Annotated in this window: 27 protein-coding genes and 1 pseudogene; 8 read left to right on the plus strand and 20 right to left on the minus strand. The window is 57.9% G+C overall.

Features of this window, described 5'->3' with window-relative positions:
- Positions 1-296 precede the first annotated feature (296 nt).
- From ACS4NR_RS06470 to ACS4NR_RS06490, 5 genes and pseudogenes are all read left to right on the plus strand, one after another.
- A complete protein-coding gene (locus tag ACS4NR_RS06470) occupies positions 297-839 on the plus strand; it encodes a redoxin domain-containing protein (protein WP_007967055.1) in 543 nt (180 codons plus the stop codon).
- A gap of 11 nt (positions 840-850) precedes the next feature.
- A complete protein-coding gene (locus ACS4NR_RS06475) occupies positions 851-1,390 on the plus strand; it encodes a DsbA family protein (protein ID WP_007967054.1) in 540 nt (179 codons plus the stop codon).
- 98 nt (positions 1,391-1,488) lie between these two features.
- On the plus strand, positions 1,489-2,589 hold the full coding sequence (locus ACS4NR_RS06480; RefSeq protein ID WP_456019430.1) for a low temperature requirement protein A: 1,101 nt from the start codon (positions 1,489-1,491) through the stop codon (positions 2,587-2,589).
- A 226-nt stretch (positions 2,590-2,815) separates the two neighbouring features.
- Positions 2,816-3,118, plus strand: coding sequence for a putative quinol monooxygenase (locus ACS4NR_RS06485; RefSeq protein WP_456019431.1), 303 nt, complete (start codon positions 2,816-2,818; stop codon positions 3,116-3,118).
- 193 nt (positions 3,119-3,311) lie between these two features.
- Positions 3,312-3,494 (plus strand): annotated as a pseudogene (locus ACS4NR_RS06490) (monovalent cation:proton antiporter-2 (CPA2) family protein); the annotation flags it as partial.
- 38 nt (positions 3,495-3,532) lie between these two features.
- Here the strand turns inward: ACS4NR_RS06490 and ACS4NR_RS06495 are convergent.
- The gene (locus tag ACS4NR_RS06495; RefSeq protein WP_456019432.1) at positions 3,533-4,516 is read right to left on the minus strand and encodes an LLM class oxidoreductase; all 984 of its coding nucleotides are present in this window, start codon (positions 4,514-4,516) and stop codon (positions 3,533-3,535) included.
- Positions 4,517-4,974: 458 nt separating this feature from the next.
- Complete coding sequence (locus ACS4NR_RS06500; RefSeq protein ID WP_456020362.1) at positions 4,975-5,943, minus strand: AraC family transcriptional regulator; 969 nt, start codon at positions 5,941-5,943, stop codon at positions 4,975-4,977.
- Between the two features lie 103 nt (positions 5,944-6,046).
- On the opposite strand from ACS4NR_RS06500, the gene ACS4NR_RS06505 reads away from it, so the two are divergent.
- The gene (locus tag ACS4NR_RS06505) at positions 6,047-7,294 is read left to right on the plus strand and encodes an MFS transporter (protein ID WP_456019433.1); all 1,248 of its coding nucleotides are present in this window, start codon (positions 6,047-6,049) and stop codon (positions 7,292-7,294) included.
- Between the two features lie 552 nt (positions 7,295-7,846).
- On the opposite strand, the gene ACS4NR_RS06510 is transcribed toward ACS4NR_RS06505, so the two are convergent.
- The 10 genes from ACS4NR_RS06510 to ACS4NR_RS06555 form a co-directional block, all read right to left on the minus strand.
- Positions 7,847-8,896: a tyrosine-type recombinase/integrase gene (locus ACS4NR_RS06510; protein WP_456019434.1), complete on the minus strand. Its 1,050-nt coding sequence runs from the start codon at positions 8,894-8,896 to the stop codon at positions 7,847-7,849.
- A 1-nt stretch (position 8,897) separates the two neighbouring features.
- A complete protein-coding gene (locus ACS4NR_RS06515; protein WP_456019435.1) occupies positions 8,898-9,140 on the minus strand; it encodes a DUF4224 domain-containing protein in 243 nt (80 codons plus the stop codon).
- A 46-nt stretch (positions 9,141-9,186) separates the two neighbouring features.
- A complete protein-coding gene (locus ACS4NR_RS06520; protein WP_456019436.1) occupies positions 9,187-9,684 on the minus strand; it encodes a hypothetical protein in 498 nt (165 codons plus the stop codon).
- A gap of 53 nt (positions 9,685-9,737) precedes the next feature.
- The gene (locus ACS4NR_RS06525) at positions 9,738-10,244 is read right to left on the minus strand and encodes a DNA N-6-adenine-methyltransferase (protein WP_456019437.1); all 507 of its coding nucleotides are present in this window, start codon (positions 10,242-10,244) and stop codon (positions 9,738-9,740) included.
- Positions 10,245-10,293: 49 nt separating this feature from the next.
- Positions 10,294-10,752, minus strand: coding sequence for a hypothetical protein (locus ACS4NR_RS06530; RefSeq protein WP_456019438.1), 459 nt, complete (start codon positions 10,750-10,752; stop codon positions 10,294-10,296).
- Positions 10,749-11,075 carry a hypothetical protein gene (locus ACS4NR_RS06535; RefSeq protein ID WP_456019439.1) on the minus strand — a complete coding sequence of 109 codons (327 nt, stop codon included), beginning with the start codon at positions 11,073-11,075 and terminating at the stop codon, positions 10,749-10,751. Before ACS4NR_RS06535 ends, ACS4NR_RS06530 begins: the two co-directional genes overlap by 4 nt.
- An 84-nt stretch (positions 11,076-11,159) precedes the next feature.
- Positions 11,160-11,660: a hypothetical protein gene (locus ACS4NR_RS06540; protein ID WP_456019440.1), complete on the minus strand. Its 501-nt coding sequence runs from the start codon at positions 11,658-11,660 to the stop codon at positions 11,160-11,162.
- A gap of 13 nt (positions 11,661-11,673) precedes the next feature.
- Complete coding sequence (locus ACS4NR_RS06545; protein WP_456019441.1) at positions 11,674-12,174, minus strand: hypothetical protein; 501 nt, start codon at positions 12,172-12,174, stop codon at positions 11,674-11,676.
- Entirely contained in the window at positions 12,171-12,449 is a 279-nt protein-coding gene (locus tag ACS4NR_RS06550; protein WP_456019442.1) for a hypothetical protein, read from the minus strand. The genes ACS4NR_RS06545 and ACS4NR_RS06550 overlap by 4 nt, the downstream gene beginning before the upstream one ends.
- A 44-nt stretch (positions 12,450-12,493) precedes the next feature.
- The gene (locus ACS4NR_RS06555; protein WP_456019443.1) at positions 12,494-14,029 is read right to left on the minus strand and encodes a DNA cytosine methyltransferase; all 1,536 of its coding nucleotides are present in this window, start codon (positions 14,027-14,029) and stop codon (positions 12,494-12,496) included.
- 81 nt (positions 14,030-14,110) lie between these two features.
- On the opposite strand from ACS4NR_RS06555, the gene ACS4NR_RS06560 reads away from it, so the two are divergent.
- Positions 14,111-14,644, plus strand: coding sequence for a hypothetical protein (locus tag ACS4NR_RS06560; RefSeq protein WP_456019444.1), 534 nt, complete (start codon positions 14,111-14,113; stop codon positions 14,642-14,644).
- Positions 14,645-14,781: 137 nt separating this feature from the next.
- Entirely contained in the window at positions 14,782-15,039 is a 258-nt protein-coding gene (locus ACS4NR_RS06565; protein WP_456019445.1) for a hypothetical protein, read from the plus strand.
- Here ACS4NR_RS06565 and ACS4NR_RS06570 read toward each other — a convergent pair.
- From ACS4NR_RS06570 to ACS4NR_RS06605, 8 genes are all read right to left on the minus strand, one after another.
- Positions 15,019-15,330: a hypothetical protein gene (locus ACS4NR_RS06570; RefSeq protein ID WP_456019446.1), complete on the minus strand. Its 312-nt coding sequence runs from the start codon at positions 15,328-15,330 to the stop codon at positions 15,019-15,021. The two genes, ACS4NR_RS06565 and ACS4NR_RS06570, sit on opposite strands and share 21 nt — an antisense overlap.
- A gap of 81 nt (positions 15,331-15,411) precedes the next feature.
- Complete coding sequence (locus ACS4NR_RS06575) at positions 15,412-15,876, minus strand: hypothetical protein (RefSeq protein WP_456019447.1); 465 nt, start codon at positions 15,874-15,876, stop codon at positions 15,412-15,414.
- Positions 15,873-16,115, minus strand: coding sequence for a hypothetical protein (locus tag ACS4NR_RS06580; RefSeq protein ID WP_456019448.1), 243 nt, complete (start codon positions 16,113-16,115; stop codon positions 15,873-15,875). The genes ACS4NR_RS06575 and ACS4NR_RS06580 overlap by 4 nt, the downstream gene beginning before the upstream one ends.
- Entirely contained in the window at positions 16,112-17,740 is a 1,629-nt protein-coding gene (locus tag ACS4NR_RS06585; RefSeq protein WP_456019449.1) for a YqaJ viral recombinase family protein, read from the minus strand. The genes ACS4NR_RS06580 and ACS4NR_RS06585 overlap by 4 nt, the downstream gene beginning before the upstream one ends.
- Positions 17,737-18,624: a recombinase RecT gene (gene recT / locus ACS4NR_RS06590; protein WP_456019450.1), complete on the minus strand. Its 888-nt coding sequence runs from the start codon at positions 18,622-18,624 to the stop codon at positions 17,737-17,739. The genes ACS4NR_RS06585 and recT overlap by 4 nt, the downstream gene beginning before the upstream one ends.
- A gap of 129 nt (positions 18,625-18,753) precedes the next feature.
- On the minus strand, positions 18,754-18,975 hold the full coding sequence (locus tag ACS4NR_RS06595) for a hypothetical protein (RefSeq protein WP_456019451.1): 222 nt from the start codon (positions 18,973-18,975) through the stop codon (positions 18,754-18,756).
- Positions 18,972-19,163: a hypothetical protein gene (locus tag ACS4NR_RS06600; protein WP_456019452.1), complete on the minus strand. Its 192-nt coding sequence runs from the start codon at positions 19,161-19,163 to the stop codon at positions 18,972-18,974. The genes ACS4NR_RS06595 and ACS4NR_RS06600 overlap by 4 nt, the downstream gene beginning before the upstream one ends.
- Complete coding sequence (locus ACS4NR_RS06605; RefSeq protein ID WP_456019453.1) at positions 19,160-19,564, minus strand: hypothetical protein; 405 nt, start codon at positions 19,562-19,564, stop codon at positions 19,160-19,162. Before ACS4NR_RS06605 ends, ACS4NR_RS06600 begins: the two co-directional genes overlap by 4 nt.
- Between the last annotated feature and the right edge of the window lie 160 nt (positions 19,565-19,724).

Consider the following 19,724-nt stretch of genomic DNA (forward strand, 5'->3'; position numbering starts at 1 on the left):
TCGTTCAGTTACTACGGTAAGCGTCATCAACGACTATAGTCATTGGTGAGCCAGAGCGAATCCGACCATTCCCCTGCCAACCTGGCCTAATCCAATTCCGCGATTACACGGCGGATCTTCTTGTGTTCCTTGATGCGGAACGTAAACGTTTCGCTGCCGAAATTACTCAGGCTCAGGCTGAGATCGAGGCAGCGTTGTCTTTATTTGAACCCCTTGATGGTGGATGGAGTTATCCCGCCGGGCACGTCGTATCCCACTGAGCACGTCCCAACCACCCATCTATCAAGGTTCAAGCAATGAATACTTTAGAGTTCGATGATGCACAAAAAACCAATGGCGACCTGGTTCAGGGGCCGCTGCCGGCCGGCACTGTCGCTCCCGACTTCACTCTTCACGCGACCCCTGATCAACAGTTGTCGCTGCGTGAGCTAAAGGGAAATCCCGTGATATTGGCGTTTTATCCCGCTGACTGGACTTCGGTGTGTGGTGACCAACTGACCTTGTACAACCAGTTGTTACCCACCTTCAGAGAATACGGTGCGGTGCTATTGGGTATCTCGGTTGACAGCGCCTGGTGTCATCAGGCCTTTGCCAAAGATCGAAATTTCCACTTCAGCCTGCTGGCCGATTTCGAGCCCAAAGGCGCGGTGGCACGACAGTATGGAGCGTACGAGTCCCAGCTCGGAGTTTGTAAGAGGGCACTGTTCGTGATTGACAAGGAGGGGGTGGTCGCCTGGAGCTACATCTCACCAATGGCAATCAACCCTGGGGCGGACGGCATTCTGGATGCGCTGGATGCTCTGGCGAATTCACCACAAAGCACGCCAACCAAAAATTAACAGGTGATTACATGGCCACTCTCAAAGTCCCGGTAAGTGCCAACGACCATCGCCAGGGAAGTGCGCATGCCAAGGTCACCTTGGTGGAATTTGGTGACTATGAATGTCCCTATTGCGGTGAAGCGTATTGGATGGTCAAGAATCTGCAACAGCATTTTCGCGATGATTTGCTGTTCGTGTTCCGTAACTTTCCTCTGACCACCGCTCACCCGCATGCGCTGGGTGCAGCGGTCACCGCGGAGCATGCCGGTAGTCGAGGGTTCTTCTGGGAGGCCCACGACGAATTGTACGAAAATCAGGATCGATTGGGCCTGCCGCTGTATCGCGCCATTGTTCTAAAACACGGCCTTTCCAGCGAAGAACTCGACGTTGCCATGCGAGAGGACACTTACATCCCCAAAATACAATCCGACTTCAATGGCGGTGTACGCAGCGGCGTGAACGGTACTCCGGCGTTTTACTTTGACGGCCTTCGCTATGACGGGGTCCCAGAGTTCAACGAGATGAGTCAGATGATTGAGCTTCTGTTAGTGCGCGGACGAAATCGCTAGATTGCCACATCGGCCTGGCATCACCCATACCAGAGCCGAGGGTAAACCAGCGTTAGCTTCCTTCTACATTAAAGAGGTGTACACGGAGCCGGCAGCTAATGAAATCTTTGAAATATTATGAAAAAAATCGACATGCAACATGGTTGGAGTTGTTTTTTGACCTGACTTTCGTTGTTACGATTGGCCAGGTTACGCACACTCTCGGACATGTTCATGAAGGCCACTTTGAACATAAGCAACTATGGACATTCTTACTGCTTTTTGTACCGTTGTGGTGGATCTGGTCCAGTCACACGATTTACTCCAACAGGTTTGATACAGACAGCAATCTTCACCGTTTGGCAACATTATTCATAATGCTCCTGCTCATTGTGCTATCGGCACGGATCGGGGAAGACCTGGAAGTGAACTACCCGCTTATTATTGCCTGCTATTTTGGTATACGTGCGATCATCAGTGTTATGTATATTTCGTCCATTAGTAAACTCGATTCTCGCGGCGAACTTTCCTCAAGGCTCGGCTTCGCCCTATTAGTTAGCGCAGTTATTAGTCTCTCATCGGTTATTTTTGACCCGCCCTTGCGTTACCTTGTTGCTTATATTGGGATTGTTCTTGATATTCTGTTTCCTGTATTTTTCTGGACTAAATTAAAACCGTTGCCAGCACACACAGAGCACTTGGTTGAGCGCATAGGCCTACTCACCCTAATCTTATTGGGGGAGTCAATTATTAGCCTTTCCGGAGGCTTATCTAACATTCAATGGGGTTATTACAATGTGATGGCGGCCATCACCGGATTCATCATGATTTGCAGTATCTGGTGGATCTATTTTGATAGCTTTTACCTGCTGAGCAAAAATCACAGCAGTATGAGTGGGCACGCCTTGATCTACTCGCACCTTTTTCTTTTTATGGGGCTGGCGCTCCTGGCAAATTTGATCAGGCATGCGATCCTGAATGACATTGCGATGCGCGATTTCCAGATCATGTCGATCATCGGCATGGCATTGTTTTTCCTGGGGAAGCAATATGGCTATTTCATAGCCGTGAGTCGAATAAGGAAATACATACTGCAAAACACCTTGATCGTGCTTTCTTTAGGTGGGTTAGTTATATTTCTACCGCGTGTCGAGTACATATTGGTCGGCCTGACAGTAACCATGATCTGTTATGTTCTCCTGAATTTCAGATATCGTTGAGTCTTGATTATCAGGCCACAGCTCGGGAAAAGTGATCAAGCGGCTGGTCTGCGGTTTGCGCGCTGCCTACTACGTCATTCTCAGTGTCCGAGCGACATGCGGCGCTACCCTTGGTCTCTTTGGGTTTGTAATCGTGGTGTCGTCGACCATAGTTAACAGCCGGATGCCCCTTTTAGCTATTGCGACCAGATAGCACCAGCCGCATCGTAACAACAGGAGCCACGTCATGGTCAAAGTAGCGTTGTTCGTTCGTCTGGAAGCAAAACCTGGGAAAGAGAAAGAGGTGGAGCGCTTTCTCTTGAGCGGCCTTCCTTTAGTGGAGGAGGAGCCAGCCACTACAGCCTGGTTTGGAATCCGCTTGGGGCCGTCTACCTTTGGCATCTTTGACGCATTCCCGGATGAAGCGGGCCGGCAGGCTCATCTTTCGGGCAAGGTCGCGGCGGCGCTTATGGCAAACGCTCCCGAGCTGTTTGCCGAACCGCCATCAATCGAGAAGGTTGACGTCCTTGCGGCCAAGCTGCCCGGTTAAGCAAATCCAACAGGAAGTTCCATTCAGTTCGGGGAGGCCCAGGATGTATTTTGTGAAAATCAGGATCGCCTGGGCCTGCTGCTGTTCCGGGCGGTGATCAATCAAAACACCTGTATTGAAGAAAATGTCATGGCTAAAGTGCCGTGTCCAGGATTCATGCCATGCTCGCGCGCTCGGTATAAGTGAAAGGATACGCGCGCAAATCGTGTCCATGGACGGCGTGGAAGCCGCACAAAATCTGCAAGGCAACGTGCTCATCACGGGTTTAGGCTGGGTAGGGTTGATTGTTTGCCGGGCACCGGTCGCTCATGGCGCGAAGATCTCCATCATTGATATAGAACCGGAGGTCATCCGCGCCGTGACACCTTATGGTTTCGTCAAGTGAGCATTCGTCGGCGTAGCAGTGACCGATGTTCAATGAGCTGCCTGACGCGGCTGCACTCCGAACTGCGCAACGATGTGCGTACCCAATTCCTCGATAACCTCCGCCGCAGGGCGCTTGCCATATTTGAGATTGAGAATGACGTGGTCCACGCCGATTTCCTCAAGCGACTCCAGCAAAAACCGTAGATGGTAACGTCCCAGTCTGAAACCCAAATGGATACGTGTGGGTGGCGTGGACGGATTCTCATCGAGATCGATGTACAGCGACTGAGTAAAGGGCTTGTACACAGAGCCACATTGCCTGGTGACCTCCAATCGCCAATCTTCCACGACCAGCCGCTGCATGTTCGGTATGCGTGGATAGTTGATCCAGCCGTTGCTCTCGCGCGCGATCCAGTCTAGTGACTGGCGACTGTTGCCGGTCACGAGCATTGGAATGAATTGGGTGGTGGGTTTCGGAATCAGGTCTGCGCCGCGCATTTCACCCGTACTCCAGTGGATGGGTTCAAAACTGGTGCTGTGGGCTCGGCGAATCACCTCGTAGTGCTCTCGAAAGATCTCTCCACGCCTTTCTGGATCGACGCCAAACGCCGAAAACTCCACTGGCCGATCTCCCGAAGCAACCCCCAGAATCAAGCGACCAGTGCTCAACTGATCGACGCTGGCTGACGCCTTGGCCGTGTGCAGGGGATGGTGCAGCGGGATGGCGATGGAGGCGGTGCCAAGTGCAATCTCCGAGGTATGGGCGGCCATATAACCCAGGTAAACCCAGGGGTCGAAGACTTGGCCGACATCGCCGAAGCCAGGATCGCGAAGCGGCACGTCGCGAAACCAGAGCGCGCAGAAGCCCAGCATCTCGGCTTGTTTAGCCAGTGTGACCTGGTTGAGCATGCTCGGAGTGTCCCCGTCGAACGCCTCCATGGGAAAGAATAATCCTAGGCTCAAATGCCCCTGAGTGAAGGTTCGGCTGAACCCTCGATGCTGCTGGTAAGGAATCGTGCTCGGCCGATACATACGGATTGACCTCTTGGCAGAACGTGAACAGCGCCCCCCGTTTCCAGAGGTGCTGCGGCATCGGTCGCTTTTGAACGACAGGTGGGGGGACTGGGTCTGGTTTTTACCCGTTGCGCCGTACTGCTGGTCGTGTGGAACGGATTCAGGGGTCAGTTGCTGGCGATAGGCGCGGGTCGGTCCGGGTGGGTGTTAAGTGGACGGTCAAAGGAAGTCAGATCTCTCGGCTCTATACCACCAGATGGGCAAGGCGTTCGAGGAATCATTCTATAAGCGTAGGCGGTTTTGCAGCTCTCCGCCATATTCTTACAATCGAGCCGCTAGCGGGCGAAAGTCGCGTATCGAAGGCAGTTATCGGTCGTTTCCTGCCATTCCAGAACGGCCGCTATTGGCCGTAAGCTGCCTGACGCATAGACAGTGCGAAGCCGCCATAGGGTTCCCTCCACAACTCCTGCTCGGCGTCAGGAAGCAGCGGACTGCCTCGACTGTCGACTTAATCCAGGTGTCTTGCCCGTAATACGTTTGAATGCGCGACTGAAAGCGGCCTGAGAGGTATAGCCCAAACGCTGAGCCACTTCTTCAATGGGCAGCCTTTCAAGCGTCAGCCACTGGCTTGCAAGCCGCATCCGCAACTCAGTGACGTAGCGTAGCGGGGTCATGCCAATAGTCACCTGGAAACGGTCCGCAAAGACTGAGCGCGACGTATTGCATTGCTCCGCCAGCTGCGCAACGGTCCAGTCGCGCCCCGGTTGTTGGTGGAGCGCAAGAAGCGCATTTGCCAAGCGTGGATCGCGCAATGCGGCGACCAGGCCTGAGGCATTACCGCAGGCGCACTCCACCCAGCCGCGAACGACCATAGCAGCCACCACGTCGGCCAGTCGCGCGAGGATGCCGGCGAAGCCGATACGTGCGGCGCTGACTTCGCGCTCCATGGCGGCCAGGATTGGCACCAGTCCGGGGTAACGCTGGCCACCGGCATCAATCAGCATCAGGCCGGGCATAAGGCTGCCCAGGCCATGGATACTGCCCAGCTCAAACTCCATGCAGCTACTGAACAAAATGTTGGTCGGCGTGGGGTTGGCATCGATTCCGGCATCCACCGCGCTGACGGTTTCACCGAGGGGCGCTCCGTCCAAACGGTCGATGTCCTCAACAGGCACGTCCGCATGGGAAAGCAGTTGATGGGCCGCACCATGGGAGATGAGTACGGCGTTGCCGGCAGACAGTCCATACGTTGTCCCGTCCTCCGTCCGTAGCATCGCATTGCCGACTGCCAGGAAGTGGAACCAGGCATGCCCAGGTTTGGCAGCGAAGCCCAGGCCGAAGGTTCGACCGGCTTGGATACGTCGGTGTTCTACGCCACGCAGGCGCATGCCGCGCAACAGCTCGTTGATGAGTTCCGACGAAAGAGCAAACTGATCTGTAGGCATTGTTTCAGGTGTTTCAGTCAAAAAATCGAGGTTTTTGATCATAGATCATCCAGATTCTCGCGCCTAGACTGCGGGTCGCAATGAAGACTTGGAGATCTGTGCAATGACTGACCTTGTGTGTAATGCCGAACCCCACTGCCGTCCCGGCGTCGGACAGGATGTAGAACCTGCAACCCCCGCGTGGATGGCCGTATTCTCGTTGGCAATGGGCGTGTTCGGCTTGCTGACCGCTGAGTACCTTCCGGCCAGCCTGTTAACACTAATGGCTACCGATTTGGGTGTGTCCGAAGCGCTAGCTGGCCAGGCGGTAACGGTGACAGCAGTGGTGGCGCTGTTCGCCGGCCTGTTGGTGCCAGGCCTGACTCGCAGTATCGATCGTCGCTGGGTGCTGCTGGGTTTTTCCACGTTGATGATCGCATCCAATCTGCTGGTCGCTATTTCCTCCAGTTTCGCGGTGCTGTTGTTCATGCGCATCTTGCTGGGTATTGCCCTTGGCGGTTTCTGGAGCATGGCGGCGGCGGTAGCGATGCGCTTGGTGCCGAATGCTCTGTTGCCCCGGGCGCTGTCGATCATTTTCAGCGGCATTGCCATCGGCACGGTCGTGGCTGTGCCGCTGGGCAGCTATCTGGGCGGGTTGTATGGTTGGCGCAGCGCGTTCTTTGCCGCGGCGGCGGTAGGCATGGTGACCCTGGCATTCCAGTCGTTCACCCTGCCGCGCCTTGCGCCGCGCCGGCCGGCCCGCCTGCGTACTGTGCTCGAGGTATTGCAGCGCCCGGGCATCGCCATCGGCATGTTTGGTTGCGTGCTGGTGCACAGTGGCCACTTTGCGATGTTCACCTATGTTCGTCCATTCCTTGAAAGTACGACCGGCATCGGCCCGCAAGGGCTGTCACTGATGCTGCTGGGGTTCGGTGCGGCGAACTTCTTCGGCACGCTGTTAGCCGGCAGGCTGCTGGAGCGCCATCCACTGGCCACTCTGGTGTTGATGCCGGCGCTGGTCGGCGTTGCAGCACTGGCGTTGGTGCTGTTACCGGCCTCGTTGGCGGGGCAGGCGGTACTGCTGGCAGTCTGGGGCTTGGCCTTTGGCGGTGTGCCGGTGGCGTGGTCGAACTGGGTCGCCAGCGCGGTACCTGACCAAGCGGAAAGCGCCGGAGGCATGGTAGTGGCCTCTGTGCAGTCAGCCATTGCAACGGGCGCCGCCGCTGGCGGTGCAGTGTTCAGCTTCGGTGGCAGCGCAGGCGTATTTGTAGCGGCGGCCGTGCTGATGCTGCTGGCCGCGCTGCTGATTGCGTTGCGTGTTCGGGTTCCTTCCCATGGCAGTGCCCAAGCCCGGCCAGCGCTGCACCTTTGATCCGACTCCCCGGGTCGCCTCGATTCTGTCCTTGGCCCGGACATGAAATATGAACAACACGACGTCTCACCAAGGACGCCTGAAATCTATGCGCACAGCAGGTATAGGCAATGCGCTCGGGTGGTTCGACTGGACGCTGTAAGCAACCGTTTCGCTGTATCTGGCAAACAATCTCTTCGACAAGGCCTGTCCAAGCATTCAACCTGGGCACGACATGCTGTAGTGAGAGCGGCAGAGAATGGCCAAAAGCTGTCCGTTGAAGACACCCACATCCCCAGGTGTGTCGATGTCCAACCAGTGATGTCGGAGAGATGGATTGCGGAAATAGCCGACAAGATGTGGAAACGATCCACAAAGCGTACATAAGATGGCGGAGGCGATGGGATTCGAACTCATGGACCTGTTACAGTCGACGGTTTTCAAGACCGCTATGGAAAGCCGCTGAATACGCGGCCTCAGACTCTTTTTCGTTCCAATACTTTTGTTTTGCAGCACCTCTACAGACCGCATTCTACAAGGGGCGCGATTTGAGTTATGGAACGCATTTTTTGCCTATTTTGATGGTTTGGCGATGGCGCCGACGCGACGATAAACTCGCTCGGTAATATCGCCTTTTGTGTGCCCGAGCAGCAGGCTGGCGTCACCCACATCGCTGATTTCCGACGCCGCCTTTGGCCGAATGTCCCGGAACTGAAATTCACCGATCCGCTTCGCCAGCAGTTCGTCTCCCTGCTCAAGCGCTTCCAACTTTGCCTTCTCCCGCGCCGCGTCCCACCGTTTCCTCAGCATCGTCGCCGTCATCCGTTTACCGCTCCGGTTGATGATCAGGTAGCTCGAGACATGCGCAGCGTTTCGCTCTGTGATCGCAGCGATCAGAATGCCCAGGCTGTTCGCCTCTCCGGCGGTCGTCATCTGAATGCGCAGCTTCTTGTGCGTCTTGTTCTGCTGAACAGTCAGATACCCGCCTTCAACATCATCCTTCCGCATAACCAGCACATCTGCCGGCCTTTGCCCGGTCAGATAGGCCAGGTCCATCGCTTCTTTCAGCTCCTGAGCTGCCTGCTCGTACACCGCCTCCCAAACCACATCATTCGCGTAATAGTCCCTCGGCGTCTCCTTGTTTTTGCGCACGCCTTGGCAGGGATTTTCCTTAGTCGTCAGCCCCCACTCTCGGGCGATATTGAAAATGTGGGAGAGGGTAGCGATCTCACGGTTCGCCCGAACCTTCGCCGATCTCGCATCGCGGTACCCGGCAATCGTTGCTGGCGTGATCGAGTCGATCGGGGCGCTATCGAACATCGGCCGAAGCTGCTTGATCTCCGCCAGGTTGTCTTTCTGCGTGCGCGGCGCCTTCTTTGGCACCACATCACGAATGTAACGGTCGAAGATTCCCTTCATGGTGCGCAGGTCGAGCGGCTTTTCCTTGGCTTCCAGCTCGGCCCATTTCAACCGTGCTTTGTCGAGATCCTTGCCCAGAGGGATGTCATTGCCGAGCAGGTCGCGGTAGTAATAGGCGGTCCAGGTGCTACCGTTTTTGCGCTTTCGGGATCGCTTGTACATTCGAGGGGGCAGGTGCTGGTGCTCGGTCTTGCGGGGGCGCATATCAGTTCACCTGCGAATAGTCTGGCGTCCACACCGGCGCGGCCGGCGGCGGATTCGGATCGGCAATAGTGGGGCTAAGCATGCCCAGCTTCATGCGGGCATACATCCGACCCACCAGTGGGCGCTTGCCGCGGCTTTCGACGAACACCCACTGGCGATCAATCAGCCAGCGGCGCTGGTAGGCCCGGGCTTTGTAGCCGGTGAGTTCGGCCAGCTCCTCGTCAGAGAGGATTTCGGTTTCCATGAGGTATTGCTCCATGCCGCGCGTGGCGGCAGAAGGTGGTGATGGGTTATGCGCCGACCTTGGCCAAAGCTGCGTCGGCAACTGCCATTGCGGCTTGGGCGTCGTTCACGTATGCGGGATCGAAGTAGCCGGCCAAGTGGATGGTCGCCTGACAGGCGCGCAGATTCTCGCGGGTGAGCTTCAGCGCGGCGACGAGCTCTTCGTGAAGTCCGCGTTCTTCCCGGCCAATCTCCCAAAACCGTGTTGCCCAATGACTGGATGCCGGCGGGTTACTGTTCTGCGCGCCGAGCGCCAGTGCCCCGACGACACAGTCCAGCAGGTCACTCTTGTAGGAGTTGTTGCCGTCGATGCTCAGGCCGTTTCGGCGCAGCGCGTCGAGCGCGTTATTCAGATTCGCCTCGGGAGACGGCAGCACCAGGTCAAAGTCGACCTTGCCTGGCCGGCAGGCGATGACGAACATCTGGCAGTCGAGCGGCAGGTGCTGGGCGATGTCCATGATCGCTTCGATCATGGCTTCGCGCAGGTGATGTTTTTGATCGGCCATACGAATTCCTCGCCCGCCGTACACCGGCAGGCTGTTGAGTTGGGGGATGGTTATCAGGCGGCGATTCGCGGAATCAGAACGCCGAGATCCGCCAGGCTCTGCAACGCGATCGCGCAATCGTCGCCGAAGGCAAACATCGCACTGCCAGCGCCTGAGCGGCCCTTCTTGTGGCTGTTTTCATGACCAGGCACGAAGGCAATTCGTCCCTTGATCAGGAGGGTCGCTGATGCACTGGCCATCGCCTCCTGAAACCACTCGGCATCCGTGCGGCTGAATACCAGCGCGATGCCGTCGCCATGAGCAATCAGCCGGCGCATCCAGAACCCAGTATCCGGACCGTAGGGCGGGTTCATCCATACTCGGCCTGTCCACTGTTTCGAGAGGCCGTCATCGAAGATCGTATATTTCGTCTTCGCCGGTACCGCCGTTACATAGTCGTGCGGGCTGGAAGGGTCGAGGTCAAACTGCAGCCCGAGCCTGTCGAATATCCAAGCCGGGGTGTACCACTCGACGCTCTTGTGCTTCGGCGGCGCCGCGCGGGCGCCGATCATTCCGGTCATCGCTACGGCCCCCTGTAGATCAGGTAGGCCATGTAGAGCGGGGCGAAGATCATGGCGTCACCTCCAGCTTGCCGAATCGCTCCAAGAGTTCAGCCTCGAGCTGTTCGACCTTCTCTCCGAATTCATCTACTTGAACGGTGCGCTTGCGTTTGCGCTGTTCGTCAAAGCCTTCAGGAACGCCCTGATCGCGCCACCACTGGCGAGCGAACTCGAACACAGCCTTCGCGCGTTGGTCGTCGATCCAGATGATCGAGCCGTTGAAGTCGGTGCGCCAAGGAATCGATCTGGCATTGATCAGCGCAAGAGTGCGGCGCCGCAACTGCGCATAGCTCAGTGGCACGCCCCACGCTCGACGGCTGATCATGTGCAGTCCCTGAGCGTACCGTTGGCTATCGCTACCGCTCAGTGCTTTGCCGCCGCCGACGTAGTTGGTGATGACGCCATTTGCAGTTTTCTTCACCTGAGCGCGCCAGATGGCTTGCAGGATTTCTTCGTCGGTGACTTTCATGGCGTCACTTCGCGGCGAGCCCACCAGCAGACCGGGCCGTTGTCAGTGTCGTGGATGGAAAGGCAGAACCAGCCTTCGCCTTCAGGTTTATCCGGATCCCAGTAGCTGCAATCCGAATCGCCCGCGTCGAAGTAACGGTCTGAGATTGCTTGGTCGCTGTGATACTCGAGCTCGACCATTTTCACTTGCAGGCCTTGCTCGGCGATCCAGGCTTTGCATTTTTCCTGATCGCCCTCATCAAAATCTGGCAGGTCAGGATGTTGGAACATGCCGTCCTCATCGCGCACGACTGGGGCTGGCTGAATCAGTTTTATCGTTTCCATGGGCAAGCTCGTCCTTGCCGCTATAGCGGCTGACTTTGAAGGGGGAGGGAGTAATTTTGTGGGAGGAGTACAGATGTACTCCTTTCAGGCGGTGGCGGACTTTTCCGCTTTCTTCTGCTGACGAGCCCGGTGCCGCTCGTATGGCCCATCCGGCAGATCGGCGATTGCGTTGGCCGCCTTGATGAGCAGGTTGCCCAACTTCTCTTGCGCTTTCGGCACGAAGTGTTTGAAGCGTGAGCCGGCCGGGTAATAGGTGTCGTACGCCATGCGGCTGCACAGGGTCGAGGCCTCATCGAGGCCATTGCTGCGACCGTATGCGATCAGGCTCTCGCGCTCATTGGTCAGTTCATCAATTTGCTGATCCGCTGCGCTCAGGCGCTCCTGCAGGGCATCACGCTCGGCGGTAACTCGATTCAACTCGGCGCGGTCAATCAGCTGGATGTACACGTCATCGGTGCCGGTGACCAGCCGCTGCTGCAGCTCTTCGATCAGCTTCGAATCTGGCTGAATATCGTTCTCGCCAAGCTCGGTTGCGTCGAACGCGCCGCCGAGTACCAGAGTTGCCAGCGTTTGTATTCCGGTCATCATGCAATCCTTTTCAGTTGTCGGTGCCGGTGTAGGTGCGCCAAGGCACCTTCACGCCGTTTACGAGGAATCCCCAGTCACCGCGCCACTTGCTGGTGATGAAGAGGGTGATGACGCCGCCGGGTGATACTTGGTCGATGCGGTGGTATTCGCCGTGGTTGAGGCGGGCGGTTTCTCCGGTCGCTCGACGGCGCCACATGATTTGGCGCTGCTCGATGTACCAGCCGCGCAGGATGATGGTCCGGGCGTTCCACGGGTGATCGTGCAGATCCCGATCTTCGTCCGGCCGCATGATGTGGTGAACGCGGAACGACCACGGGCACCACCACAGCGCAGGCTTGTGCGTCTCCCGGCTGTACGGGTTGAACAGCCACCAGCGGCCCATGTACATCTCGGTGCCGTCGGCGGACATGATGTGCTGGTAGGGGGTGAGCTTGGCGCGGGCGATGAGCCAGTCGGCGATTGCCGGGCGCGCGAGCAGCTTGGCGACCAGGCGCCAGAAGAAATTGATCATTTTGCCTCCGTGTCATGTCCTGGGCAGCCGTTGCCGGCGAAATCGAAACCCTTGCAAGGCGGTCCGAATGGCAGCACTTCTTTGCCTTGGGCCAGCGCCTCGAGCAGGTGATCCTTCGCCTCATCGGCGGTGCAATCGCGGCCGCCCTCCATGCGGAACATGCCTTTGAGCTGACGCTTGCTGAAGTCACGCAGCGCGCCGCGCACGCTCAAATGAATGTGGAAGGTGCGACCGCTGGGGCCGAATGGATCGGCCGTTTTGTTTTCTGTGGGCATGGGGCGTCCTATGCCGGGGCATGCCCGGGCGGTGGAGGGTGGGTTCAGAGTTGTTTGAGGATGCGCCGGCCGATCCAGCGAACGCAGGGCACGGCCTTGCTGTTGCCGATCGCCTTGTAGCGCGGGCCGTCCGGACACTCTTCCGCAGGCTTGCCGCGCCACGGGATCAGCGTGTAGTCGTCGACCATGCCCTGAAGGCGTTCGCACTCTCGCGGTAATAATCGGCGAACGCTTGATCCGCCGACAAGCTGGCCAGTCCATGCATGCTCAGCCTTGATATTTCCATGATTGGCACCGAGTGTGCCGGCGACTTCGGAAACCATGACGGCGTGCTGACTGCCTTGATCTAGCGTGTACATCGGTTCGCCTGGTTCTGCGATACCAAGACCGTTCTGATCTTTCCCACGGGTGGCATTCTGGATCGCAAGTACGGCATTTTCCTGACCGTTGTTGCGCCCAAGCGTATGGGCTTGGTCGTAGCTTACGCAGGGATCTTGAGTTCCGTGCACTACACACGGCACGTCGTCGTAACTGTATCCACCGGACTTGCGAGCACCGCCAGCCAGTGTTGGCGCAACAACAAAATGGCCAGCCGCTGCGCCGTCTGGGCGGCCGCCGGCACCACCGCTAAATGCATGACTGGTTAGAGCCCCGGCCACCTCCGGATGAAGGAAGAACGTCTCGCTTTCCATGTCGAGCCGGCTGTCCTTGGCGGTGAGTGTTGCCGACCGCTCGACTGAGCCAGCCAGGCTGTGACCGCCGAACGCCGGTACGCCGCAGAACACACCAACCGCGGGGCCTTCGTCGCCCTCGCAATTCGGGCAGCCGTACTGCCCTAATGACTCGTCGAAGATGTATCCACATCCGCACTGGAGCGCAGGGCCGAAAGGAGCTGATCCGGTAACGTCTTGCCCCTCGCCTCGGCGCGGCGCAGTATCCCGGCGCACGCCTTCTCGCTCAAAAAGTACCTCGGTGGGATCGAATCCGTCTCGAGCACTTGCGACAACGAACAAACGACGGCGTCGTTGGGCCAGGCCGAAATATTGGGCGTCCAGGATCCGCCACGCGATTGTTCTTTTGGGTCCATACACACAACCAGCGTCCGGCCACTTCTTCCCTGAAGGCTGCAGTTCGCAGTCTTCCCCAGCAAGCGCGCCAAGAAAGCATCCGAAGGCGTTCCCTTTGTCACTGAGGACGCCGGGGACGTTTTCCCAGACGATGACGCAGGGCGGCTTTCGCTGGCCTGCTCGAACATAGTCAACTGCATCTGCGAGCTCCACGTATTTGATGGTGAGGGCGCCACGCGGATCGGTGAGTCCTTCGCGCATCCCGGCCACGCTGAACGCCTGGCACGGCGTGCCGCCGACGAGGATGTCCGGCGCGGCGATCTTGCCGGCCAGCACCTGGGCGCCGAGTTTGGTCATGTCGCCGAGGTTCGGCGTATTCGGGTAGTGGTGAGCCAGCACCGCGCTGGGGAACGCTTCGATCTCGGCGAACCAGGTGGCGCGCATGCCGAGCGGCTTCCATGCAAGGGTTGCCGCCTCGATGCCGGAGCAAACCGAGCCGTATTCGATTTCCATAGGGGATCCTCGCCGGCTGGCGTGATTCGTAGAAGTGGGGTATTTGTGTTCGGCCCGGCATGGAGCCGGATGGAGAGCGAGATGAAAGAACTCGTGCAAAAAAACGACTTGCCTGCTTATTTGCGGGGACTCGCGGCTGCCTCAATGCTTGTCATCAGCCTGAGTTCGCCTGTAATGGAAATCGCCTCGACAGTTAAGTCAACTTATGAGATGGCTTATCTTGTCGAAAATTACGGGCAATATATTGGCGAAGGCCCTTATATGATTGAGAGCCAAGATGGTAAAGAGTGGAAAGAATCGCCACAGCCAGATCCCGTAATCACGGGGTACGCTTTTGCGTTCACGGTGTGCGCACGACTCGTACGCTCTGGGAAGGAAATTGGCGGTCACCATTCTCTTCGGAAATCTCTAGCTGGCTACGAATATATCCAAATGGATAGGCTGGATGATGCAATGGTTTCTTCAATTCTTATTAAAATGCCAACAGACCCCGTTGAACTGCAGGCGCTAAAAGACCTTCTTGCAGAAACTACCGTGATGTTTTCTATCGATGACGGTTCTGGATTTTTTCATCTTGGCAACACGATGATGGGTAATGGTATATACCATTCGTAGTTCCTAACCAATGATACATTCGCTCGCCCGTGCGGTTAGCATTAACCAGATATGCCATCAAAAAGCTGTAGGGCTCGTTAGTATTGCTGGCGTGGGGTATACGGGTACTTTGCATCCATCTGCGACAAGGAGAAGCTATGAATTATTGGGACTCGTATGATTATCCAGAGCATGATCCAAAGGTGAGAATCATTTTTGGCTCGCAGCGCACCGGCGCTCCGGTTGTCGCCTGGCTCGGACTCTACGGTAAAACGGTCGTTCCGCCGAAAGTAAACGTGGAGGCCGAGCACTCGTTGGATTGCTCCGACGAACTACAAGCGAGAGCGGTGATGAATGCACATGCTGATCAGTTCATCAAAGAACGTAATCTTCAATCAATCTTGCTGAAGCCGTAGCGCCTCTCGCTGATAGGCCAGCTTTAGTTTCCGCGACACATTTTCAGGTATTTCGTATTTGTGTCGCGGCGGTGGCTCAAGTAATGGAAGGGCGCCGCCCGGGCCAAGCCTGTGCAGATGGTGAATCATCAGCGTGATTGCCTCGCCTGCTTCCTCGATGCCGCTCCAGACCATCAGCTCAGCAAGTGCTTGTCGCGTGCCGGGCAGGCAGTGCAGCCTGATTTCCTCTTCGCCGCGCTCCTTCCTCTTCGCCGAGGCTTTCGCTGAGCGATCTGCATTGCTCTTGGCCATGGCCTACCTCTTCAATTCCGCTGGCCGGCAAGTCCAGCCAGGTCTGTCGGCGGCGCTGGTTCGCCCTGTTGATGGTTTGTCTCACGCTGCGACCTTCACCTGATGCCAAGCGCCGGCGGCGTAGAACAGCTTCGCTGCCTGGGCTTCATCCATCGAAACCTCGTCCGGAATGGCGATCCAGCCTGATACCACCAGATGGTTCGGGTTGGCGCTGTTGCGCAGCTCCAGGTAGTAATGCTCGATGGCATCGGTCAGGCGCTCGACCTTGTAGATGCCCTCGGGCGATATCTCGACCGACTTGATGTACTCGGCTCCGCGCTCATCTCGACACATGGCGCCGATGTAGATCGTCCAGTGGTAGGAGAAGTCGAAGATAGCGTTGGCGATCGCCAGACTGCGGATCTGCCGGCAGTTCTTCCAGTTCGCCATGATCTGGCTGCCGCTAGGGTCGATGTTCACCACCGCGACGTGGTTGGTGCGCAGCAGCGCCCGGCAACTGCGTTCAGCCCGGGCGAAACCGTTGTTGGGTTTTCGTTTCGACTTCATAGCGAATCCGCCATTTTGCGAAGAGCCCTGCGCTCGGCGGCCGAAATCGGCTTCGGGCGCCGCTTGAGGACCGTTTCAGGGTCTATTTTGTTGGACCGGGGCGGTGGCAGAGGATTGCGCGGCGGGCTTTTCAGCTTGTCGATCCGCCCGCCGGCGGCCAAGTACTGGGCGACCTGGTCATTGATGGCTTCCGCGTTCTGCCGCTGTTGCTCGATCAGGTTGAGGTGGTTGCTGATCATGCCGCCACCTTGACCAGCCTCACGCCGGCCATGCTGAATTTAGAGCCTTGGGCGGCGACCATTGCATCGAGCTTCTCCCAGTCCACGGTTAGAACCGAGATTGGAGCGTGACCGCCAGCAACGGCATGGATCAGCGCTTCCAGATCGAACACCTCAGCTTGCAGGTTCACCGGCGCTGCGGTTGTGGTCGCTGGTTTCGATGAAGACTGAACCGGTGCGGCGGCTTTCACCGGCGCTGGGCTGGTGACTGGTGCAGGCTCGACCGGTGCGCTGGCTTTCGCCTCGTCCGCAATGCGCTGCAGCTCCTGCTTACGGATCTGTTCGCGCTGCGCTTCGGCTTTCTGCTCCTCCGCCTTCTGGTGTTCCGAGATCCGCACCTTGATCAGCGCAACCAGGTCGTCGTTCGCTTTCATCACCAGCTGCTGAACGTCGTTGAACAGGAACATGTAGTCGGCTGCGAGCTCGTCTAGGCTGGCCAAGTTGCTCCGGATGCTGTCGCCGATCTGGCTTGCGGCAATCTTTGCCCGGGCCAGCTCGGAATCGGCAGAGTCGCGCAGGCTGCTGATCGTCTTTTTGCCTTTGATCGCCCCGGCGAAATCTGCAGGCACCGCCGGCATGCGCGCTTTGCCGCCCAGTGAAGCATTGATCTGGTCAATGTGGACCTGCAGCGCCTTGGCTGCATCCATGACGATGTCTTCACGGATGCTGAGCTTGCGAGCCTTCACCAGTTTGTCGAGCATCAGACGCTTGGCGCGGGCCTCGGCGCTAATCTCGTCAATGGTGCGGAACAGCGCGTCAATGCTTTCGGTTTGGCTCAGCGCGTGCTGCTTGGCGGCTTCCAGTCGCTCCTCGACATCGCCACACCACTTGACTGTTTTTTCGGCGTCAGCGAAGTGCTGATCGGTTTCCAGCTCGGTGTTGATTGAGCTGAAGACAGCCAGCGAGTGCGCTTTGAACTGCTCCAGATTGCTGGCGGTGACCATGCCGGTCACTTCGATCCGCAGAGCTGGCAGTGATTCCGGCGTTTTGCCGACGGCTTCCGGCACCACCTCGGCGGGGGTGAAGTACAGCAGGTCAGCTTGGAACTGTTTCCAGCCCGCGACGAGCGTCGCGGCCCGGCCCGGCACCGGCGCGTATTCCATCGACACGAAGTTTTCCTCGGTGCCGTCGGAGCAGACGAAAATTACTTTGTCTGCGCCGCTGACCAGCAGCTGCTGTTCGAGCTGCCAGTAGTAGTGCGGATCCAGCGTGCCGGCGCGAACGTCGACAGCAAGTTGCTCGTTCCACATTTTGTGTTCGAACAACACGTCGCCGAGGATTGTGCAGCCATCGAGGGATGCGAGCAGGTCGCCTTCGGTGCCGACGACGGGAAACAGGTCCTCGCCAATGCGTCCTTCTAGAATCGGCCGAGCAAGTGCCTCGGCTTCGTGGCCTTTATCGAACAGGTTTTTCTGCACCCACCACGACACGTCGCGGTCGAGACCGGTCTTCTTCGCGTGCAGCAGTTCGGTGCGCTTCATCTGTTTCGATGCGCCCATCATTGCCGGCGCTTCTGAAGCAGTGAAGTAGTTGGCGCGGAGCGCGTGCCAGGCTTCGGAGCCCTGAGCGACATTGTGGATTTTCATTCTTGGTCTCCTTCAATAGGCGCGAGCGCTTTGATCTTGGCGATCTGCTCGTCGCTCAGGGTGAATTTGCTACTGACGGTTGCGATTAGGTGATCAGGGGCAGAGCGGCCGGCGTCGACAGCGACTTGCCATTTGGGCAAGTTCTCTGTGAGCTTTTCGTCGGGGTAGGGTGGAAGTACGGTTGGTGCCGCGCCACGTGCCGGTGATACGTCGCGAATGGTTGGTGCGGTTTCTTCCAACTCATCCGGGCTGTACACGCCGAGGATCACGTCCGGGCAGTAGAGGCGCGACCAACGTTTGGTGGCGAGGTATGCCAATTGCTGGCGAGGATCGTCAGCCCAGAGGGTGCTGTTGCGGGTGCGAGCTTGGGCCAGAAGCAGCTCAAGCACGCGCGGCTCGTCTTCGCCCCGGAAGGTCGCCCAGACCTTTACGCCCAGACCTTCCTCGTCCTCAAGCTTCCAGCCCGGGACGCGGTACTCGCCTTTGTCGCTGTTTTTGATAGTGAATTTGCCGATCACCTTTTCCCAAGCGCCGTACCACTCGTAGTGCAGGCGATCCACTACCGGTGCGCAGGTAGTGATCACCGCGTTTACCAGCTGCGCTTCGTAGCCCAGCACGCCGTTCACCAAGTGCGTTTTCTGTGCCACGGCGAACGGGTTCATCTTCCACTGCATCGACTGCATGACGACCGCCAGACAATCCGCTGGGTTGCCGTTGAAGTGCTTCGGCAGCGTGGCGCGGCCGGTGGCCATGACTTCGGCCAGGCGCATCATCTTGTCCAGGCTGTCGCCGTCCAACACCAAAGCACTGGTGCTGGTTGCTGCGTGTGGGAGGACGTGTAGGTTTCGGTCGTGCGCCACCGGCGCCACGCTTTGAGCGGACATGACTGTTCCTTGCCGCGCGGTGCGCAGCGATTGAATACTTTGTTTATTGAGTGATGCGATCGGCGAGTGCGCTGAGCAGCATCAAAAAGGTGAAAACGCCGAGGGAGGAGAACGCGCCACGCCAGATGATCAGGCGGCGCGCCCATTGGCGACCGGTCGCGGCCGAACTCTCACGGCGATGCGCTTACCCTTCATGGAAGGCGCCAAGCGCTGCGGGAGACTCGCGACCAGGACCTCGCGCTTGCGACCGATGACCTCGTTAAAGGGAAGGCCGAAGCCGAGCAGGGCGATCTTGTGTTCGATGTCCTCGAGCTGCTCGTCGATCAGCGATTTAACCGGTGCCGTACTCATGCGTCCTCCTTGCGCCGCTGACGGGTGTCACGCAGGCGTTTGCAGTAGTGGTTGAACTCGTCGGTGGTGATTGCGCCGTCGGTGAAGAGTCGGGTGATCAGCGCCTGTACCAGCAGGCTGATGTCTTCTTCGCCGGCGGGCGCCGACACACCGTCAAGGGCTTGGTCGATCAGGATGTGAGGGCTCAAAACCCACACTCCCGCTCTACGCGATCGCTTTCGCGCTTGGCATCTCGGTACTCGTTGGCGTGCACCGCAACCAGGTCGTTGGCGAGCGACCGAACGATTTGCGGATCACCGCCGACGGCTTCGATGGCCCACTTGTGCAGTACACCCCCATCCCCGCGACAGATCAGCTCGATCAAAATCTTCTCGATGTACCGATCAGGGTCTGGGTTCGCGGCCATGTGATCGGCCAGCGCCTCCGGTAAGTGGTCAGCGTTCACCAGGATCTTGCTTCGCCCAACAGGGTTGGGCGCCTCGACGTGGCGCCGATAAAGCAAATCGTCGACCGACTCGGTCAGCCATTCCTGACCTGCCTCTGTTTCGAGAAAATCGTCTTCCGGGATGGGCTTGCGTAGAGCTGACATGGTCGTCTCCAGAGTGGCGGGGTGTTGATCCAACAAAACTCGGATGCACGCGTTCGCTCCGCTGGTTGCCGTTGGGCGCGGAGGGGGAGTGCATTCGAGATTGGTCGGGAGATTGATGCCTAGCTGCGCGGACTCATTGGGGTACGACACGCAGAAAAAA

The sequence above is a fragment of the Pseudomonas sp. JQ36 genome (assembly GCF_053851495.1).

Bases quoted from the DNA above. Each gene is read 5' to 3' on its own strand.
- ACS4NR_RS06500 (WP_456020362.1), bottom strand. From the start codon at position 5,943: ATGCCTACAGATCAGTTTGCTCTTTCGTCGGAACTCATCAACGAGCTG.
- ACS4NR_RS06605 (WP_456019453.1), bottom strand. From the start codon at position 19,564: ATGTCAGCTCTACGCAAGCCCATCCCGGAAGACGATTTTCTCGAAACA.
- ACS4NR_RS06475 (WP_007967054.1), top strand. From the start codon at position 851: ATGGCCACTCTCAAAGTCCCGGTAAGTGCCAACGACCATCGCCAGGGA.
- ACS4NR_RS06595 (WP_456019451.1), bottom strand. From the start codon at position 18,975: ATGAGTACGGCACCGGTTAAATCGCTGATCGACGAGCAGCTCGAGGAC.
- ACS4NR_RS06580 (WP_456019448.1), bottom strand. From the start codon at position 16,115: ATGATCAGCAACCACCTCAACCTGATCGAGCAACAGCGGCAGAACGCG.
- ACS4NR_RS06570 (WP_456019446.1), bottom strand. From the start codon at position 15,330: ATGGCCAAGAGCAATGCAGATCGCTCAGCGAAAGCCTCGGCGAAGAGG.
- ACS4NR_RS06480 (WP_456019430.1), top strand. From the start codon at position 1,489: ATGAAATCTTTGAAATATTATGAAAAAAATCGACATGCAACATGGTTG.
- recT (WP_456019450.1), bottom strand. From the start codon at position 18,624: ATGTCCGCTCAAAGCGTGGCGCCGGTGGCGCACGACCGAAACCTACAC.
- ACS4NR_RS06495 (WP_456019432.1), bottom strand. From the start codon at position 4,516: ATGTATCGGCCGAGCACGATTCCTTACCAGCAGCATCGAGGGTTCAGC.
- ACS4NR_RS06565 (WP_456019445.1), top strand. From the start codon at position 14,782: ATGAATTATTGGGACTCGTATGATTATCCAGAGCATGATCCAAAGGTG.
- ACS4NR_RS06535 (WP_456019439.1), bottom strand. From the start codon at position 11,075: ATGGAAACGATAAAACTGATTCAGCCAGCCCCAGTCGTGCGCGATGAG.
- ACS4NR_RS06520 (WP_456019436.1), bottom strand. From the start codon at position 9,684: ATGGCCGATCAAAAACATCACCTGCGCGAAGCCATGATCGAAGCGATC.
- ACS4NR_RS06470 (WP_007967055.1), top strand. From the start codon at position 297: ATGAATACTTTAGAGTTCGATGATGCACAAAAAACCAATGGCGACCTG.
- ACS4NR_RS06505 (WP_456019433.1), top strand. From the start codon at position 6,047: ATGACTGACCTTGTGTGTAATGCCGAACCCCACTGCCGTCCCGGCGTC.
- ACS4NR_RS06540 (WP_456019440.1), bottom strand. From the start codon at position 11,660: ATGACCGGAATACAAACGCTGGCAACTCTGGTACTCGGCGGCGCGTTC.
- ACS4NR_RS06575 (WP_456019447.1), bottom strand. From the start codon at position 15,876: ATGAAGTCGAAACGAAAACCCAACAACGGTTTCGCCCGGGCTGAACGC.
- ACS4NR_RS06510 (WP_456019434.1), bottom strand. From the start codon at position 8,896: ATGCGCCCCCGCAAGACCGAGCACCAGCACCTGCCCCCTCGAATGTAC.
- ACS4NR_RS06525 (WP_456019437.1), bottom strand. From the start codon at position 10,244: ATGACCGGAATGATCGGCGCCCGCGCGGCGCCGCCGAAGCACAAGAGC.
- ACS4NR_RS06485 (WP_456019431.1), top strand. From the start codon at position 2,816: ATGGTCAAAGTAGCGTTGTTCGTTCGTCTGGAAGCAAAACCTGGGAAA.
- ACS4NR_RS06530 (WP_456019438.1), bottom strand. From the start codon at position 10,752: ATGAAAGTCACCGACGAAGAAATCCTGCAAGCCATCTGGCGCGCTCAG.
- ACS4NR_RS06550 (WP_456019442.1), bottom strand. From the start codon at position 12,449: ATGCCCACAGAAAACAAAACGGCCGATCCATTCGGCCCCAGCGGTCGC.
- ACS4NR_RS06585 (WP_456019449.1), bottom strand. From the start codon at position 17,740: ATGAAAATCCACAATGTCGCTCAGGGCTCCGAAGCCTGGCACGCGCTC.
- ACS4NR_RS06515 (WP_456019435.1), bottom strand. From the start codon at position 9,140: ATGGAAACCGAAATCCTCTCTGACGAGGAGCTGGCCGAACTCACCGGC.
- ACS4NR_RS06560 (WP_456019444.1), top strand. From the start codon at position 14,111: ATGAAAGAACTCGTGCAAAAAAACGACTTGCCTGCTTATTTGCGGGGA.
- ACS4NR_RS06555 (WP_456019443.1), bottom strand. From the start codon at position 14,029: ATGGAAATCGAATACGGCTCGGTTTGCTCCGGCATCGAGGCGGCAACC.
- ACS4NR_RS06545 (WP_456019441.1), bottom strand. From the start codon at position 12,174: ATGATCAATTTCTTCTGGCGCCTGGTCGCCAAGCTGCTCGCGCGCCCG.